Raw genomic sequence first — 15,555 nt, 5'->3', positions numbered from 1 at the left:
GCTACTCGCGCTGGTGGCTGACTGTCATCGGCGCACTCGGAACCCCCCGGTGCGCTGAGCGCACGCCTCAGGCAGATTCTTGCGCTTATGCGCTGATCAGAGTTATGCGTGGGTCAAACGGTGCCAGGCGACAGCAATGACCGAATCGGCTCATCCGACAACCCAAGGGAGAGCAGGTGTCGGGCGTCAGCAGCGGTGGCCGCTGATTCAAGCCCGAGAGCCTTCAAAGCCGTGCACGAGAGCTGCTTTCAGCTCAGCAGAACGGCAAGTGGGTCATCCAGCGATCCCACAGCGAACAGGTGACGCGCGTCCGGCCGTTCCGCGATGAGTCGGCGCAGGTACCTCATGCGCTGCTCGTGCGGAGCGAAGAAAACAACGCGGGGGAAGCTCTGCTCCGGCTGCGCCTGGCGGTGATGCTGGTAGTAGGCCAGGTACTGCGGCAGCTTGGTCTCGATCTTGGCCCCGTACTGGTTGGCCCGGTCGACCTCAACGAAGAAGCTGCCCTTACGACGGCGGCCGTCGGGATAGACGACCCCGAGCTGGGCGAACGCGTCGGGCTTGAGGATGCGGTGGCCGAAGGTCCGCCAGCAGTACGGCTCGGGCTGGAAGTCGAGCAGAGCGAAGCTGCCACTGCGGGCGCCCTCGGTGAGCGTCACGTACAGCTCCGCCACGGCCAAGAAGTGGGCGGCGGTGGGCTCGTACCAGGAGTAGGGCCGGCGCGGTCGGCCACTGGTGCCCTGAGCCAGGTGCTGTCCGGCCACGTCCAGCGTGTAGAAATACGAGGCTGAACCGCGCTGGGCTCCACCGACTCGCCGCTGACCGACCCGAGCCAGCACCCGGTGGCCGGTCAGCCGCCGCAGCACCGCTTGGCGGTTGCGGGCCCGACTGGTGTCAGAACAGTCGGCGAAGAACAACCGTTCCAGCTGGCCGCCAGTCAGCAGCTTGAAGCGGCCGACCTCGTGGATGATGGACAGGTCGCGTTCGGTCAGCTGCGGCCCCAGCTGGTTCAAGTACCGGTTCGTGATGCTCACAGCTCCCACTCCTCCCAGCCGATCTCCTCTGGCGGCTGCGGTGGCAAGGGAGGGGCCGGCGCGGCTGTCGGCTGCCGAACGCCGCCGGTGGCCGCGCGCAGACGCTGACGTATCTCGGCTTCCACCTCGTCACGAGGACGGCCGTAGCGGGCACGAGAAGCGGCCCGAGCCGCGTTACCCAACCCCACCGGCGGAGGCGGCGGCAAGGTCCGGCCCGTCACCGGTGGCAGGGCGGCACCGCCCACGTTCACGCGAGCGACAATCTCGCGTGAACCAAGATTGGCGAGGTCGTCCTCAGACACCCAGCCGCCCAGCTCGCGGGTCAGGATCGACAGGTCCGAGCCAGCCGGTTGAAAGAAGATCTTGGTCCGGGTGTTGTTGAGGACATCCTTGCGCAGGCCCTCCGACAGGCGGCTGACATCTTGGGTCGCCAGGGTGATGGGCAGCCGGTGACCGCGAGCCTTGGCCAGCAGATCACCGAAGGACACCGCCAGATGAGCCACGTCCTTGAACTCATCGACGTACAGGGAGAATTGGTCGACCAGTTCGGTGCTTTGGACGGTGTTCCACAGCTGGTTGAGGAGCAGCGTGCCGACGAGATTGGCCTCCTCATGGAGCTGGGCCCGGTACAGCGGCACCAGCACGATCTGCCGCTCCCGGATGGCCTGACCCAGGTCCAGGCCCGGCCCCAACTGACCAAAGGTGCAGCGCAGTTCCGGGTATAGCAGCAGCGGTCGCAGCCGCCGGGTGATGGGTGCGCCGGTTTCGGCCTGCTCGCGGGTACTCAGGTGGTTGAACCACCGCCAGAATTCGCGCAGTTCGTCGTGGTCCAGCGCGGCGGTCAGGAAGTCGCGGAAGGCTTGCCCGCGCGGGCCGGGAGCCAAGGCCCAGGGCACCTCGATGACGGTCCGGCCGCGCATGGCCAAGGTCATCAGCGTGTTTCGGAGGACATCGAAGGCGCGCGGCGTGTTGCGTGAGAGCTCAAACAGCTGGTCGAAGATCAGCATGAGTTGGCCGGCGATGCGGTCGGGCCGCTCTCCAGCAAGGACGTTCAAGCCGATGGGCTGCTCGTCCGTCACGTCGAAGACCACCACATCGGCCAAGCGCTCACGCGGAATGGCGTCCAGGACCCTCGAAACGGCGTCCCCTTTCGGGTCTACGAAGATCACTCCACGATCGGCGGCGATGTCTTGGCTGATGAGGTTTTCGATCAATGTGGATTTACCGGTGCCAGTCGGCCCGACCACCAGGGTGTGCGCCGCCCTGTCTTCGGTCGAGATCGCCAAGGGCCGCTCAGCACCCGGAAACGTGCTCATTGCGAACACCGCCCCAGCCTTGGGTATCGCATGTTCTGGGGCCAACTGCCGCGTACCACTGGATGGCAGACCCGGCACATACGGCGACGGCACGCCGAAGGGCCAGCCGATTACGGCCGTTAGCTCCTCGGCGGACAAGGTGGCGGGGTAGGCCCAGGCCCCGGCGCGCAGCTGAAGTCGTCGTCGCGCCGCTGACGACCGGGCCAGGCGCTTCCGCACGCTGACACCATGGGTCCGCAGGCTGCCGTAGTGAGCCTGGAGCCGAGCCAGCAAGGCCGACGGGTTGGGTCCGGTGGCTGCCATTCGGCCGATAGCTAGGAAGGTGACGTCGGCCTGCTTGCGTTTGAAGGCATCCCGGTCGACGGCTCGTCCCGGCGGCCACAGTCGTGGCCCTGGCGGCTCGCCGTAGGGTCGGGCACCTGTCACTACAAACTGCTGAGCCAGCGCCTCCCCGGCTTCGAGGCGCGTGAAGCACGACAGAAGGCCAGCGGTGACGGCAGCAGGGGAAGCGATCCGCAGCGGGGCGTGCGGATTCGTGGTCCCGACCTCGATGACACGAGTCCAGCGCGTGGTCGTGATGGGGTCGTCCGCCTCGTCCACCCGACTCATGGTCGCGCCAGGCAGGTGCGTCAGCAGCGCGTGGTCGACCGCCTCCGTAACCTGCGGATCAAGGCTGAGGAACAGCTGGATCCCCTTCTTGTCCCCATAGAGCTCGATGGCGACGGTCGCGTCCTGATCTAGGAGCGATGGTCGTAGCGGGCCGGCTAGGGCGCGGAAGAAGTTCAGCACGGCATCGTGTCGGAGGCTCTTCGGGAAGCTCAGAACGTAGGTACGGCGGGCAGGGGTTTCCTGATGGGTCTGGTGCTCGGGCATGACAGGGTTGCTCCTTCGTGTCGGGGTGGGGCAGAGATGAAAAGACGCCGGAACGCAGCTGTCGCTCCGGCGCGCAAGGTGTGCCGTCAGGTCATGAGGCTGGCGGCGTGGTGCTGGGGGCGGTGATCCCGCCTGACTCGGTGTCCGGCCGGTCGTCGACCTGCCCCGAGCGTTCGGTCTGACGTGTTCGCTCGGTCTCGCGGGCCACAGCGATCAAGGTGGCCAGGCGCGCGATGATTGCTTGATCGAGGGCCTTGGGTGGTAGGCCCTGAGCTGCCCGAGAACGGAGCACAAGGTCGGCCACGATTTCGTCCAGGGCGCCTCACCACCGTCGGCGGCTGAGGACGAGGACGGTTATCGTCGCCCCGCCCCCGACCACCACCAAGACGATGACCCAGGGCATCAGGGGTTCGAGGCTGACGATGACACCCTGGGCGACGATCAGTAGCACGATCAGCAGGACGACTCGCCCGGTGAACCGATCAGGCTTCATCGTCATCGACTTCGCCCCGGGCCTGCTTGTACAACTCGGCCAGCCGCCGCGCCACTTCATCGGCCGCCGGTGTGGGAGGTTCGCCATTGAGAACGCGCCGAATGATCTCGATCTTGTGTTCGTAACTGTCCCCCTTCTGCCAGTGGTGCTGGAGGGCAGCCGCGATGTCGGCGAGGTCGTGGAGACCGGTATCACCAAGATCGTCTTCCCAGTCAGCGAGGTTGGCCAAGAGGAAGCAGTTCCGCTCCTCGACCCGTTCGAGCTCGGCTGTGATCTGATCCCTGTAGCTGGAGACAAGGTCCTCGGCCTCGATGTCCCGCTGGGGTGGGCGTAGAGCTTCGAACGTGTCGAGGTGTCCGACAACAGCAGCTCGGGTGTCGCTGAAACTCCGCCGGCAGACGGACTCGATCAGGTCGTGCAGCCGCTTGAGGACGAAGTCCTCGATGAACCGCTCGGACTTCTCCAGTTCCTCGACGCTCCAGGACGTCAGCGCGAACGTCTGCGCTGCGTGGGCCTCGGCGGTGGGATCCTGGCTCCCGTCCTCCGCCGGTATCCATGGAGTAGTCATGCGGCCTCATCCCAGAAGTTGCTCTGGGTGGTGTCGTGCTGCATCCACGAAATGTCCTCTTCCATCTCGCGCAGACGGCGAAGAGCCGTCTCGTCTCCCTCGACAGCGACGCGCATGAAGGTCAACTTCGACGCGATGTCGCGCAGCCCTCGCGCCGGTATCGGATGCGTTGAAGACACCTGCTTGAGAGACTGGTACTCCTTCTCCACCGCGTCCAGCGCGGCAGCGAGCGCCTGGTACCACAGGCCCTCTTCGTTGTTCGGCTTGATCATTCCGTCCGCTCCTTTCCCTTGGTCTTTCACCTAGACCCGATGCGGTTGGGGTCCTGTTCACCGTCCGGCCAATGGGTGTCCGCGCGCAAGAGACGCGGATTCCCTCAAAGCAAGAACGTGGAAAGAAAGCACCTGGCGCGCGCCATGGGCCTGTTGTTGTGAAGGAGCGCTGTGGAAGACGTAGAGCTAGACCTGGTCGCTATCAGAGAGCGGCTCGACCACTTCGCGGGTAAAGGGCTCCATGACGCCAAACAACCTGACGACTTCGGGGAACTGGCAGCCTTGCCTCAGGTCGAGATGGAGGTATTTAAGCCCAAGGATATTGGCGAGTGGCGTCACGCCGTTGAAACGGCGATTAGAGACGCGACCGAGAGCCTTCGCGGTGAGCAAAAGGCCGATGGCGTTCCTACTGAATACCCGATACACACCGGCCGAAGGAAGATAGTCACAGTCACCAGCGACCGGGTGAGCGAGGCGATAGCCCTCATCTTCAACCTCCGCCATCAAGGCGGCTTGGGCAAGGCAGTGGAGCGGCACTTGAAAGCCATTGAGGCTCTAGGTATCAAATGTGGCGAGAGAACGTTCTACGGCAGCCCCGACGTACACAGCCCTCGCCGAGACCTTATGGAGATTCTCGCTAGGCGCGTGATTACCCTGGCTCCCGAAGTCACCGACGAGGGACGCACGGAGTCGCTTGAGATCACAATCTCCACGGTGGCGAATCCATGGGGCCGCGGCGCCTCTGATGGCAGGCTAGCCATAAAGCGCGTCGAGAAGGTCAGAACTATCAGGGCGAGCAAGACCGGGAATACTCAGGTGATAGACGATCCTGAAATGGTTCGGTTCCCATATCCTAGAGATCCCATAGCCTATCAAGCATTCACTGGAAACTTTGAACTAAGGCTACTCGAGCGCGACGAGTTTACGCTGCCGAAAGTTGTACTGCGTTGCCCCGGGGCTAAGCATGGCGAGCTGAGGAGGCTTGGCTACAGAATCGAAATGACAGAACCGCACGGCATGCGTGACGACGCTCTTATGGTAAGGCCCGCCGAGTCACACGATCTCATAACCGTGCGGGTCATCATCCCTCCGGAACTTGAACCAAGCGGAGGCGTCTTCACCTACTACAACCAGAGGGAAGAGCCGCCCTGGATTGACAAACGCTCCAAGACAAGAGTCCACAGCGAGAAATCAGGAGAGTACACTCTAGTGGTTCACAAGCCCACACCCCACACGTTTCTAGGGTTCACCTTTGATTACTACCCGCCACCCAGAGCGATACAAGAACTTATAGAAAGATACAGGAACCTATAGAAAAGGGCCGCAACTTAGTTGCGACCCTGTGGAGTCGGGATATTATGCTTACGGGTCCTGCAAGGTACGTACTGGTCGAGTCAAGGCACTAAAGGCCGTGCCCAGTTCCTCGCCCGGCTCAAGCCGATACAGGCATACGTGACCGTTGGCCAGTAGAGTGCCGACTACCCAGACTTTCTTCGGGTAATCCCCGACCAGCCAGCCCTCGAACTCATACTCCGGAGCTTCGTGCTCCTCGCGGACGCCTTCGGCGTAGTAGTCGTATATCGTTCGGATGGCAGTCGGCACGACGAGGATGGTTACAAACTCCTCCTCGTCGGTCTCAACGAACTCACCACGAACCCTAAAGGGCAGCATCTTGGGCGCCCACCTCGGGTTCCCTCGCAGGCAGTCGAAGAAATCATCAGTCGTGTAAGTCTTCTTGGCCTGAGGGCTCGCGTCAGACGCGATCTGTCGCTCTCGACGGTCAGTAGCAGTAGTCATTCCCAGACCTCCACTCGATGCGGTCTAGGATTTCCAGACCACACCGCCACTACCACTCAAGGTAGGGGCGCGATCTGGAATTCTGGATTATTTCACGATTTCACGGAGATTGCAACAGCCGGCGTTTTACCCGCCCGTCTCATTTCACAGCTGGTGCCAGGTGGGCAGGGAAACAGCGAAGACCATTACCTGGTGACGCTTCTTGCGGCGCAGCAGCTCGCCAAGTGAGATACGACCTTCCAGCGCGCAGAAGGGGTCGCCGCCCTTTCATCGCGATGAACGAGGTGAGCTTGTCGTACTCCCGCGCGTGTCGGCTATGAAGCCGTTGACGCTGACGAGCATCCGAAGGGCAAGGGGGCACCCGGAAGTACCTCCTGACCGGCTTCATCTACTGCGGCCGGTGTGGCAGCGCCATGGTCGGCAACGGCCGGACTCGGGAGAGCGGGCAGCTGCCACAGCTGCGCTACCACTGCCGGCGGACGGACAACCATGGGCGGATCATCGGGTGCGGCAAGAGCTTGGGCGTCGCTGAGCCGGTCGAGCTACCGGTGACCGCAGCCGTCTGGCACGTCTTCGATGACCCCAAGATCGCTGTCACCCTCGCGCCCAAGGTGGACGAGGACAAGGTGCGACGCCTGGTGCAGGAGTTCGATCGGCGTAAGGCCAAGCTCGACCAGCTCGTCACCGACTACGCCACCGACGTGCTGAGCCGCGACCAGTACATCCAAGCCAAAGGCATGGCCGAGGCGTCCGCGTAGGAAGCCCGCGAGGCTCTAGCGCACTACCAGGACGAGTCGGCGGCCGCCCGCATGCCAGCACGGCGGACCATCCGCGAAGCCTGGGAGACAGCCAGCCTGGAGTGGCGCCGCAGCGTCGTGCGCCTGGTAGCGGAGAAGGTGATCGTGCACCCCGGACACCCAGGCGGATGCGGTGGCGGGGCTACCGCTTAACCCGGCATTCATCGAGATCCGATGGAAAGTTTAGAAATCATCCAACCACCTGGAAGAGGTCAGATTATGTGCATCCATGCAGCGCCGGTCAGGTGGGAACGTTGGAGGTAGAAGGAGCCCAGCAGGCTGTGCCGGGCAACGACGTGGCGTTGGCCATGCGCTGATGTACCTGCGACCAGTGCCAACGCTGGTGTCTCCTGTCACGCGCTCGCGACTTCCAGTCCGAACGTGATCTGCTTCTCCTTCAGCGCTCAACCCCTTGAACCACGACTCCCCCTGGGCGCACCGTGGGAGTGAGGCGCTGGGGCGGCTAGGCGAATACCGGTGCTCAATCCATCCTCGCGTCGGACAGCCCTGGTGGGCTCCTGCTCGCGGACCGTCAGCGGCTGCCTGGAGGCATGGCGCCAAGCAGCTCAAACATTGCGGCGCACAGATGTTGGCTTATCGGCCTTCCCACTGTCGAGAGTGGGGTGGAGCAGCGTAATTGGAACTCAGCCAGGGAATTCCTACACACCCTCATAGCGGGCAACCAACAGAAGTGTGGACTGCCTGCTCGCTGACAGTTTTTGATCAATGAATTTGCACTACCAAGTCAATTGGGAGCCGCCATGGGTGAGAAACGAGATCGGGTGATCAGGGACCCACTGTATGGGTATGTGACTATACCGAGTCAGCTATTCCCGATTGTCGACCACCCCTTTGTTCAGCGTCTGCGACGGATATCCCAGACGTCTAAGGCAACCGCCGCCTACCCATCTATGACAGGCAGCAGGTTCGAACACGCTTTGGGCACGATGCATCTCATGCAGATCGCATGGAAGGCGCTTTTGGCTAACTCCTCCGGGGATGCTCTCGAATACATCTGGAAAGATCTCGATGCCGACGAGGATGTGCCAGCCGCGAAGAGGGAAAGAAGGGAGGAGTCTCTAACACAAGCCCTAGCATGCGCGGCGCTGCTGCATGATGTGGGACACCCTCCCTTTTCACATGCTCTTGAACCCTTGTACGATCAATACCTTGCAGAAGACGACAAAAAGAGCCTGATTCCAGGTTTTTGGGCCAAGCGTAGCGAATACAAGGGAGACGCATTCCATGAGGTGGCTGGACATATCATCGTGGAAGAAATACTTGCAGAGGTCGACCTGAAAGATGATCTCTTGCGGACGCTCATTGAGCGACTTAACCACGCGATGGCTGACCCAGAAGGGCGCTGGACTAAAATCCTCTACGGGCTCATAGACGGCGAGATCGACGTAGATCGCCTTGACTACTTGATGCGAGATTCCCAGCGCGCTGGTAGCGAATTTGGCGCTATAGACTATCGTCGCTTGTTGGACTCAGTGGAACTATGCACACCGAAAGGTGGAGCAAATGCAGAAAACCCGCCATTCGTTGCCCTCGGATGGCGGGGTAGGTCAGCCGCTGAGACCCTCCTAATCCAGCGACTCCAGGTCTACCGCTGGGTCCTCTTCCATCCATGGGTGGTGGCTTCCAACCTATTCCTGCTGCGTGGTCTACAAATGCTAATGGCGCTAGAGCGCTTTGGAGAGTCGGCGATAGGAGATGAGAGCGCACAGAAGGTGGCGCACCTCTTCGCAGAGCTCCGGCCCAATCTCGATTACGTTATGCGCCGAGATCCTGCCGTTAGCGACACACTGGGAGCACAGGCCGAAAGGTTGCCGGCACCGAAGGGGAGAATGGTTACTGGTTCAAGCCACGACTGGTCTGATGAGGTCCCGCGCGATTTCCAGGCGATCTTCGATGACGGTGCCGCCATAGAGTGGCTCAAGCAGGGAAATTTCTTGGCTCGGGAATTGTTGCAGCGCAATGCACTCTCCGGCGATCCCGAGCAGTATGCGCAGCGCCTCGTGTCTTACTACTCAACTTGCATGCATCGCCGGAAGAACTTCTTTATCGGCTGGAACAACTACGAGGACTACATGGCCGTCGCGAAGGACCTCGATGAAGACCTCCGCGTGGGCATACGTGAGTTTTGGCTGAACCTGAAAGAGACTGACGTAGGGGGGACTCCGAGTTTCGCGAAGCGGTACAGAGAAGCGGAGCAGGCAACAGGTCCGTTCGTCCAAGCTGATGGGGACACTCATCGAGCGGAGTCGGGCCCCGCGCTGCCGGGAAGTATGGCTGTGCAGCTCCTTAACCACGTCGCACAATATGCGGTTGGAGAGAATGCGCTCGATTTCAGCACCACCCTCAACACAGAGCTTGGCCCCATAAATGGAAAGCCCGGCTTCTGGGAAACGATGTTCCGCTCTTTCGCCGCTGTCAAAGAGAAAGAGAAGAATATCCGCATCGTTGATTCCGTGAAAGAGCTTCACTCGTTGCGTGAGTCGAGCCCCATCGTGAATGCTCTCATCGACGCCGAGGACAAACGCATCAAACTCTTTACATTTTTCGTGGTTGTGCCAGACTGTGAATTGGCGCCAGGATTGCGCGGGCAAGGTTCTACTGTCATGCGCAATCTGATGACCAACGAAAATCGCAAATTCCCCCAGCTCTTGCTGGAGAATTACAAAGCGCAGCAGCGTCGCCACCTCGAAGGTTCGTGACGCTGCCGATCAGCCACATCCTCATAAAGCAAGATCGTATTGATCTGCTACGGTGGCGCGCATCCTGCACGGAAGCATGGAGGACGCATGAGCGCCCGAGGGATGTCTGGCATCAGTGGCTATTACCGAGGGTCACTAGAAGGTAACGCTGCGGCAGCGTACGATCATGCTCTTTGCGAAGCCATCTTGGAGGTTGAGCAGGAAGAGAAGTTCGGGGGCGTATCGGTTCGACACCGTGCGGCTGCGATCTACCATCAAGATCAGCTCGCCGGGCCGAGCGCCTTCACGCGGGAGCCGGAACGGCATTTCTACGCCCTGATCGAGATCGGCATGCTGGAAGAACTGCCTGGAGGGTACTTCCGGCTAACCGAATCCGGCAGGGTCATGCTTGATCGCTTTCGGCGTGACCACATCGAAATGAAGGAACGGTATCGCCGCGCCTTCGCCCCTGTCTAACCTTCTCTCCCTTGATCGCCACGAACCGCGATCAGATGAGAGCATCCCCCATCCGTATTTCATCGGATGGGGGATTTCTGACGTGTCCGGGCTCTTAGCCTAGCCAGGCTGGGGCCAGTGCCGCTCTGGGGCGGAGGACAGCGCCGTCTGCGCGGCCGTGCTCCAGGACCTGGAGCACGCGCCGCTTACCACTGGCGCATTCGTTGCAGCGTAAGGAGGTAAGCGGCCAGCCATCCTCGCCTTCGCAAGCGAACCACAACCAGAACAAGGCGTCCTCTGTACAGCAAGCAAGCGAACGCCTGCGCCCCGGAGGGTTCGATGTCGACGATGAAGTGGGCCACGTTCGACGCGCGTGGCCTAAAGGCGAGTGGGGCGGGTTGCTCCCGGCCGAACAGACGCGAGCGTCCGCTTGGGTGGGGCCCGCGGCCCACGTCGCCAGCAGCCTCATTCGCGCGACAGGCTGTGCCGGCACATGTCCTCCAGCGATGCGATCCGCTCGGCGGCGCGGGCCATGAAGGTAGATGCGGTTGCGGGTGCGCTGAACCTCGTGCATCAGCTCGAAGCCCTGCGTTTGGTTAGTAGCGGACCAGCCCCGGGAACATGCAGCCCCGCCGCACCCAGTCCTTGCCTTCGTGGGCAGCTCGGTCCACGGCCCACAGGACGATGAGAGTTCCGGGCTTGTGCACCCGGTAAGCCGGATCGGTCACCGTTGTGTACAGGCAGTGCGCTGGCTCGGAGAGTTCCTGCTCGGTCCAGCCCCACGGTGGGGTGTGCTCCTGCACCGTGGTGCACCCGACGACTCGGGCGTCGGCGCCCCTATGAACAACCGCTTCCGCGCCTCATGCTGAGGGCTCCCACATCAGCTCGTCAGGTTCGCCCGCAACTGCTGCACAACGGCCGCGAGTTCTGGCTCCGCAGTGAGATTGAGCGGTGTCACCTCGCCAGCTTGCCCCCGCCGATGCAGCATCGAGCTGGGCGCGAGAAGCAACTCGGCAACTGGGTCCACCTGTTGCCAGTTGCGTGCTGCCAGTCGATCGCGGGTGAAGCGGCCAGCGTAGATGGCGGCGAGGTAGTCCTCCGGCCGCGCCGCCGCCGGGTCCTGTCTCACGACAAGGATGGCAACCTCCTTGAGGCTGGGTGCAACGGCCAGGGCCTCTTTTACAGTCGCCAATACAGTCGAGGCCAGCGATTGGATGTACAGGTCGTTCCGCTCGGTCTTCGTGCGCTTGTGGAGCGTCGGCGCACCGGACGGAGTGGTCGCCTGTTTGCGCTCCGGCACCATGGACGGCGGCGGAATCGTGATGACTACGGTCGCCGAAGCGCCTGTGCAGTCGACCGCTGCCGCTGGGGATGCGTTGTCCTCGAAGGCCGCCTCCAGCGCTGCGATCACCGTGTGAGGGTCGCCGCTGGCCAGCAGAGCCCACTCAATATCGGCCGTGGTCTGAGTCGCCGCCTGTTCGTCCGCCCGGCGCGCCGTCTCTTCCTGGATGGCGGCGGGCAGTCGCTCGTCGGCTTGTTTGCGTGCCAAGGATCGAGCCGAGAACTTCCACCACGAGATACCTTCGCGGGCCTGCTGTCGCAGCGTGCGGCGCAGTGCCTTCTCGTCGACCGGCATTGGTGCTGGCACCACGGGAGCAACAGCGGGCTGGAACTCCTCCAGGTGCACGGAGACCAGTTCCGCCTCTGCCCGCGCGACAGCGTCGTACTCATCGGCTTTCTGAGCGGCTCGCGCCTGACGCTCAAGTGCGGCGAGCGTTGTACGGGCTCCACCGCCGCGCCGCCGGCCAGCGCTCGTGTAGTAGCCGACCGGCCCGATGCCGGTGGAAAAGCCCGTCCGACCACCACCGACATGCACTCGGGCAGCTCGCGGTCCTACGCTCGCCCCGATCCCGCGGGATGAGGCGCGGACCCGAACCCCGGGTGCGATCTTGATAGAGAAGCCCATCGCGCGACCTCCCAGCGATTAGCCCTGCTTCCACGTTGGACCAGCTCAGCCTGCTCACGCAATGCGCAGCTGATCGAATGATTGCTGGCGTCCGGTTGTGACTGAGTTCTTCAGATGGCCCGTGAGCGGTTGAGTTGGCCCGGCTGAGCGTCGCAGTTGGCCGGTGCGTGTTCAGCCGTGGGTGAGAAGCTGATTCCGATCCTCGGTGCTTAGGACGGTGTCAAGCGCTCGCCTGTGGAGTCTCGGGTGCTCTCGATGGTCGGGTTAGCGGCCCCAGTGCCTGGCCCGGCCGGGGGCCGACACCGCCAGGGACGCCGCCTTCGCCCGGTGTTGGCTACGTCGTGGCTGAGATCGGGGGGGTGATCACTCGGGTGAGCGATGGGGAATGAGTCGTGACTCTGGTGCAGGTGCCGGGGGTCCGCTGCCTCCGGATGGGCTGGCTGCGAGGGAAAAGGCGTCAGACAGGTGGAACACGGGACGGGGGTGACGCCTGGTGGCCGCTGGGCGGGCCCCTGGCTTTTGTGCTGGACGGAAGCGATGACGCGATCTTTTCGCTGCCCTGGTGAGGTTCCGGCCATCGCGTGGTGTTCGAGTGAGGTCGGACGCGGCTGCGGACAGGTTGTTCCTGCGGGCGCCCGTTGCCCGTCCGCCGCGCGGTCGCGGCGGCCTTCACAGGGGTGGGCGGCTGGGCAGGCTGTCGCGCGGGGGCGGACCTTCCGCCGGTCGTGGCGCGTGTCCAGGCCCTTCGTTTGTGTCGACTCCGCGAGAGGATCCCTCATGTCGGTCCGAAAGTCGTCTCTTCCCATGCTCTTGGGCGCTTCGTTGCTGGTCGCCGGTGCGCTATCGACGTCGGCCACTACGGCCAGCGCGGCCCCGGTGCCGGGGGCCGGGAAAGTCTGTTCCATCGAGGACTTCCGCACGGATGACGGTTGGAAGTACATGAGCTCAAAGGTTGAGTTGTGCGCGTCCACTGACGGTGAGACGTTGAAGTTTGAGCTGGAGTCGGCGAGGTGCTTCATCTCATCCCCGTTCTCTCCGTGGAGGGAGCTCCCCGAGTGCCGTGTGACGTGGTCGCATCTACTCAGCGTGTCCAAGGACGGCGCCCCGTTGGATGTAAAGGAGCTGCGCTACGCGGGGCCTGGCACCTACCGCTTCACTCTGAACCTGCGCGTCGAAGGCCACGAGTCGAACGGTGACCTCGTCGACACCTGGGTCGAGGGTGAGCCCACGTACAAGCTGAACCTCACCACGCCGTAGGAAACGACGAGCCCGTCCTGTCGGGGACAGTACCCACAACGGATGCGGGAGCGGGAGCGGGAGCGGGAGCGGGAGCGGGAGCGGGAGCGGGAGCGGGAGCGGGAGCGGGAGCGGGAGCGGGAGCGGGAGCGGGAGCGGCTAAAGGTAACGTCCTCCGGAGCTGATCGGCCTCCTCGGAGTAGCCCATCACTGGGCGATGCAGACACGCACCGCACAGTGATGGGCGTGCAGCTGTGCGACCAAACCGGCCCCGACACGACGGCCGGTGTACGGACCAATGCCTCCATGCCCCCAGCACAGCCCGCCCGAGCAACTTCTCTTGCCGCTTCCCGCGAAAACACCGCAGATGAAAGCGCCAACCGCTACCGGCGAGCCACCTCTGATGCTCAGCCGGGCCAACTCAACCGCTCACGGGCCATCTGAAGAACTCAGTCACACCGGTGCACGCGTCGCCGAACGATCGACGAACCGTGGTCCGCTGCGTGGAGCAAGTCCCTCAGCGGGCCATCAACCGCGCCAACACGTCCAGCCCGAACTCCGGGGCTTCCAGCGGCGTACGCTGGCCTCAACGCCCACCTGACGCCCTTGACGGGCCTTGCTGGCCCCGCGGGTGCACTGGCCGTCGCTTGCGTCGTCCAGAAAGAGAATTCCGCGATGCGCGAGCGAAACGGCCCCCGGCCTCGGCAGCCCGTTGCCCCCGCCCACCAGCGACTGCATCGTCGCCGAGTGGTGCGGTGCGCAGTACGGCGCGGTCCTGACCAGTGGCTCGCCCGGCGGCAGGATGCCGGCCACTGAGTGCACCGCCGTGACCTCCAGCGACTCCTGCCTGGTCAGCGGCGGCAGAATCGCGGGCATCCGCTCGGCGAGCATCGTTTTCCCGGCCCCCGGCGGGCCGTGCAGCAGAAGATGGTGGTTGCCGGCCGCCGCGACCTCCAGGGCCGTCCGAGCCGCATGCTGTCCCGCGACATCCGCGAGGTCCGGCCCGTCGCCTTCGCCTCCGCAGCCACCGACGGCCAGCCCGGTGCCCGCCCCGGCACCCGGCAGCATGAGCCCGGCGAGCATGGCGTCGGGTCGGCCCTCCCCCACCCGTTCCTCATCCAGCACCTCGGAACCCGTCAGCACAGCGATGAGCTGCCGCAGACTCCGTACGCCCAGGATCGACACCCCGGGCACGAGCGCGGCCTCAGCCGCCGTCTGTTCCGGTACGACGACCTGGCTGTACCCGGCTTCGGCCGCAGCCAGGACGGCGGGCAGGATGCCCCGCACCGGCCGGACCCTGCCGTCGAGCCCCAGCTCCCCGATCATCACCAGGTCGGCGATCGCCTTGGGGTCGATACGCTCCGCCGCACCCAGGACAGCCACGGCGACGGCCAGATCGAATCCGCTGCCGCTCTTGGGTACAGAGGCCGGGCTGAGCCCCACAGTGAGCTTTTTCTGCGGCCAGTCAGCGCCGGAGTTCACCACAGCCGCCCGCACCCGGTCCCGGCTCTCGACCAGGCTCTTGTCGGGCAGCCCCACCAGCGCGAAAGTGGCCACTCCCGGCTCCAGATCGGCCTGGACCTCAACCACCACACCCTCGACGCCGACCAGCGCCACCGAGCACGTACGCGCGAACCCCATCAGGCCACCCCCCGCGCATGCTCGACGACGGGCGCCCCGCGCCGGGGCAGCACCACCCCTACGAGATCGATACGCACCCCGCCCGGCGGCGGCCCGCCGTGCTCGTGCACCCAGCGCTCGGCGAGACGGCGCAGCCGCTCGGCCTTGATGGACCTGACGGCCTGCATCGGGTGCTCGAACGGTCCCGCTCTGCGGGTCTTGACCTCGCAGATGACCAGCGCGTCGCCGTCCCTGGCGACAATGTCGATCTCCCCTGCGCGGCAGCGCCAGTTGCGCTCCAGGACGGTCATACCGTCCTCGGTGAGCCTGCGTGCCGCCAGCTCCTCGCCGTACCGGCCGAGTGCTCCTGTTGCGTTCTTCGCGTTCATCCGGTTCCACCTCCGGAACCGAATGTGCCGCGAACCCCGTCA

At 63.7% G+C, this 15,555-nt stretch carries 14 protein-coding genes and 2 pseudogenes; 6 read left to right on the top strand and 10 right to left on the bottom strand.

The features are described 5' to 3' along the window. Positions 1-248: 248 nt before the first annotated feature. From PXH83_RS22775 to PXH83_RS22755, 5 genes are all read right to left on the bottom strand, one after another. Positions 249-1,031, bottom strand: a complete 783-nt coding sequence (locus PXH83_RS22775) for a replication-relaxation family protein (protein WP_274562383.1) — start codon at positions 1,029-1,031, stop codon at positions 249-251. Further along, the gene (locus tag PXH83_RS22770; RefSeq protein WP_274562382.1) at positions 1,028-3,220 is read right to left on the bottom strand and encodes a type IV secretory system conjugative DNA transfer family protein; all 2,193 of its coding nucleotides are present in this window, start codon (positions 3,218-3,220) and stop codon (positions 1,028-1,030) included. Before PXH83_RS22770 ends, PXH83_RS22775 begins: the two co-directional genes overlap by 4 nt. 322 nt (positions 3,221-3,542) lie before the next feature. Further along, positions 3,543-3,719: a hypothetical protein gene (locus PXH83_RS22765; protein WP_274562381.1), complete on the bottom strand. Its 177-nt coding sequence runs from the start codon at positions 3,717-3,719 to the stop codon at positions 3,543-3,545. After that, positions 3,703-4,281, bottom strand: coding sequence for a hypothetical protein (locus PXH83_RS22760; protein ID WP_274562379.1), 579 nt, complete (start codon positions 4,279-4,281; stop codon positions 3,703-3,705). The genes PXH83_RS22765 and PXH83_RS22760 overlap by 17 nt, the downstream gene beginning before the upstream one ends. After that, entirely contained in the window at positions 4,278-4,553 is a 276-nt protein-coding gene (locus PXH83_RS22755) for a hypothetical protein (protein ID WP_274562378.1), read from the bottom strand. Before PXH83_RS22755 ends, PXH83_RS22760 begins: the two co-directional genes overlap by 4 nt. Positions 4,554-4,724: 171 nt before the next feature. Between PXH83_RS22755 and PXH83_RS22750 the strand changes: the two genes are divergently transcribed. Then, positions 4,725-5,867 (top strand): hypothetical protein, encoded by a 1,143-nt coding sequence (locus PXH83_RS22750; protein ID WP_274562376.1) that lies wholly within the window; start codon positions 4,725-4,727, stop codon positions 5,865-5,867. Between the two features lie 48 nt (positions 5,868-5,915). Here the strand turns inward: PXH83_RS22750 and PXH83_RS22745 are convergent, their stop codons facing one another. Further along, positions 5,916-6,350 (bottom strand): hypothetical protein, encoded by a 435-nt coding sequence (locus tag PXH83_RS22745; protein WP_274562375.1) that lies wholly within the window; start codon positions 6,348-6,350, stop codon positions 5,916-5,918. A 413-nt stretch (positions 6,351-6,763) separates the two neighbouring features. On the opposite strand from PXH83_RS22745, the pseudogene PXH83_RS22740 reads away from it, so the two are divergent. From PXH83_RS22740 to PXH83_RS22725, 4 genes and pseudogenes are all read left to right on the top strand, one after another. Then, positions 6,764-6,808: pseudogene (locus PXH83_RS22740) on the top strand (hypothetical protein); the annotation flags it as partial. Positions 6,809-6,868: 60 nt separating this feature from the next. Next, on the top strand, positions 6,869-7,108 hold the full coding sequence (locus PXH83_RS22735; protein WP_274562993.1) for a hypothetical protein: 240 nt from the start codon (positions 6,869-6,871) through the stop codon (positions 7,106-7,108). Between the two features lie 995 nt (positions 7,109-8,103). Continuing rightward, positions 8,104-9,867 (top strand): HD domain-containing protein, encoded by a 1,764-nt coding sequence (locus tag PXH83_RS22730; protein ID WP_338054726.1) that lies wholly within the window; start codon positions 8,104-8,106, stop codon positions 9,865-9,867. Positions 9,868-9,954: 87 nt separating this feature from the next. Next, complete coding sequence (locus PXH83_RS22725; protein ID WP_274562373.1) at positions 9,955-10,323, top strand: hypothetical protein; 369 nt, start codon at positions 9,955-9,957, stop codon at positions 10,321-10,323. Positions 10,324-10,898: 575 nt separating this feature from the next. On the opposite strand, the gene PXH83_RS22720 is transcribed toward PXH83_RS22725, so the two are convergent. Continuing rightward, complete coding sequence (locus tag PXH83_RS22720) at positions 10,899-11,105, bottom strand: hypothetical protein (RefSeq protein ID WP_274562372.1); 207 nt, start codon at positions 11,103-11,105, stop codon at positions 10,899-10,901. A gap of 77 nt (positions 11,106-11,182) precedes the next feature. Next, positions 11,183-12,268 carry a DUF4236 domain-containing protein gene (locus tag PXH83_RS22715; protein ID WP_274562371.1) on the bottom strand — a complete coding sequence of 362 codons (1,086 nt, stop codon included), beginning with the start codon at positions 12,266-12,268 and terminating at the stop codon, positions 11,183-11,185. 1,107 nt (positions 12,269-13,375) lie between these two features. Between PXH83_RS22715 and PXH83_RS22710 the strand changes: the two genes are divergently transcribed. Next, positions 13,376-13,525, top strand: coding sequence for a hypothetical protein (locus PXH83_RS22710; RefSeq protein ID WP_274562370.1), 150 nt, complete (start codon positions 13,376-13,378; stop codon positions 13,523-13,525). Positions 13,526-14,146: 621 nt separating this feature from the next. Here PXH83_RS22710 and PXH83_RS22705 read toward each other — a convergent pair. Together PXH83_RS22705 and PXH83_RS22700 are read right to left on the bottom strand one after the other, a co-directional pair. Next, positions 14,147-15,145, bottom strand: a pseudogene (locus PXH83_RS22705) (ATP-binding protein); the annotation flags it as partial. Then, positions 15,145-15,513 carry a YraN family protein gene (locus PXH83_RS22700; RefSeq protein ID WP_274562369.1) on the bottom strand — a complete coding sequence of 123 codons (369 nt, stop codon included), beginning with the start codon at positions 15,511-15,513 and terminating at the stop codon, positions 15,145-15,147. The pseudogene PXH83_RS22705 and the gene PXH83_RS22700, both read right to left, overlap by 1 nt. Positions 15,514-15,555 lie beyond the last annotated feature (42 nt).

This window comes from Streptomyces spiramyceticus, from assembly GCF_028807635.1.
GTDB lineage: Bacteria > Actinomycetota > Actinomycetes > Streptomycetales > Streptomycetaceae > Streptomyces > Streptomyces spiramyceticus.
This window is presented reverse-complemented; position numbering and strand designations above follow the sequence as displayed.

Excerpts from the sequence above, each read along its gene's own strand:
- PXH83_RS22770 (WP_274562382.1), bottom strand. The coding sequence starts at position 3,220 with ATGCCCGAGCACCAGACCCATCAGGAAACCCCTGCCCGCCGTACCTAC.
- PXH83_RS22765 (WP_274562381.1), bottom strand. The coding sequence starts at position 3,719 with ATGACGATGAAGCCTGATCGGTTCACCGGGCGAGTCGTCCTGCTGATC.
- PXH83_RS22760 (WP_274562379.1), bottom strand. The coding sequence starts at position 4,281 with ATGACTACTCCATGGATACCGGCGGAGGACGGGAGCCAGGATCCCACC.
- PXH83_RS22755 (WP_274562378.1), bottom strand. The coding sequence starts at position 4,553 with ATGATCAAGCCGAACAACGAAGAGGGCCTGTGGTACCAGGCGCTCGCT.
- PXH83_RS22745 (WP_274562375.1), bottom strand. The coding sequence starts at position 6,350 with ATGACTACTGCTACTGACCGTCGAGAGCGACAGATCGCGTCTGACGCG.
- PXH83_RS22730 (WP_338054726.1), top strand. The coding sequence starts at position 8,104 with ATGCAGATCGCATGGAAGGCGCTTTTGGCTAACTCCTCCGGGGATGCT.
- PXH83_RS22725 (WP_274562373.1), top strand. The coding sequence starts at position 9,955 with ATGAGCGCCCGAGGGATGTCTGGCATCAGTGGCTATTACCGAGGGTCA.
- PXH83_RS22715 (WP_274562371.1), bottom strand. The coding sequence starts at position 12,268 with ATGGGCTTCTCTATCAAGATCGCACCCGGGGTTCGGGTCCGCGCCTCA.
- PXH83_RS22700 (WP_274562369.1), bottom strand. The coding sequence starts at position 15,513 with ATGAACGCGAAGAACGCAACAGGAGCACTCGGCCGGTACGGCGAGGAG.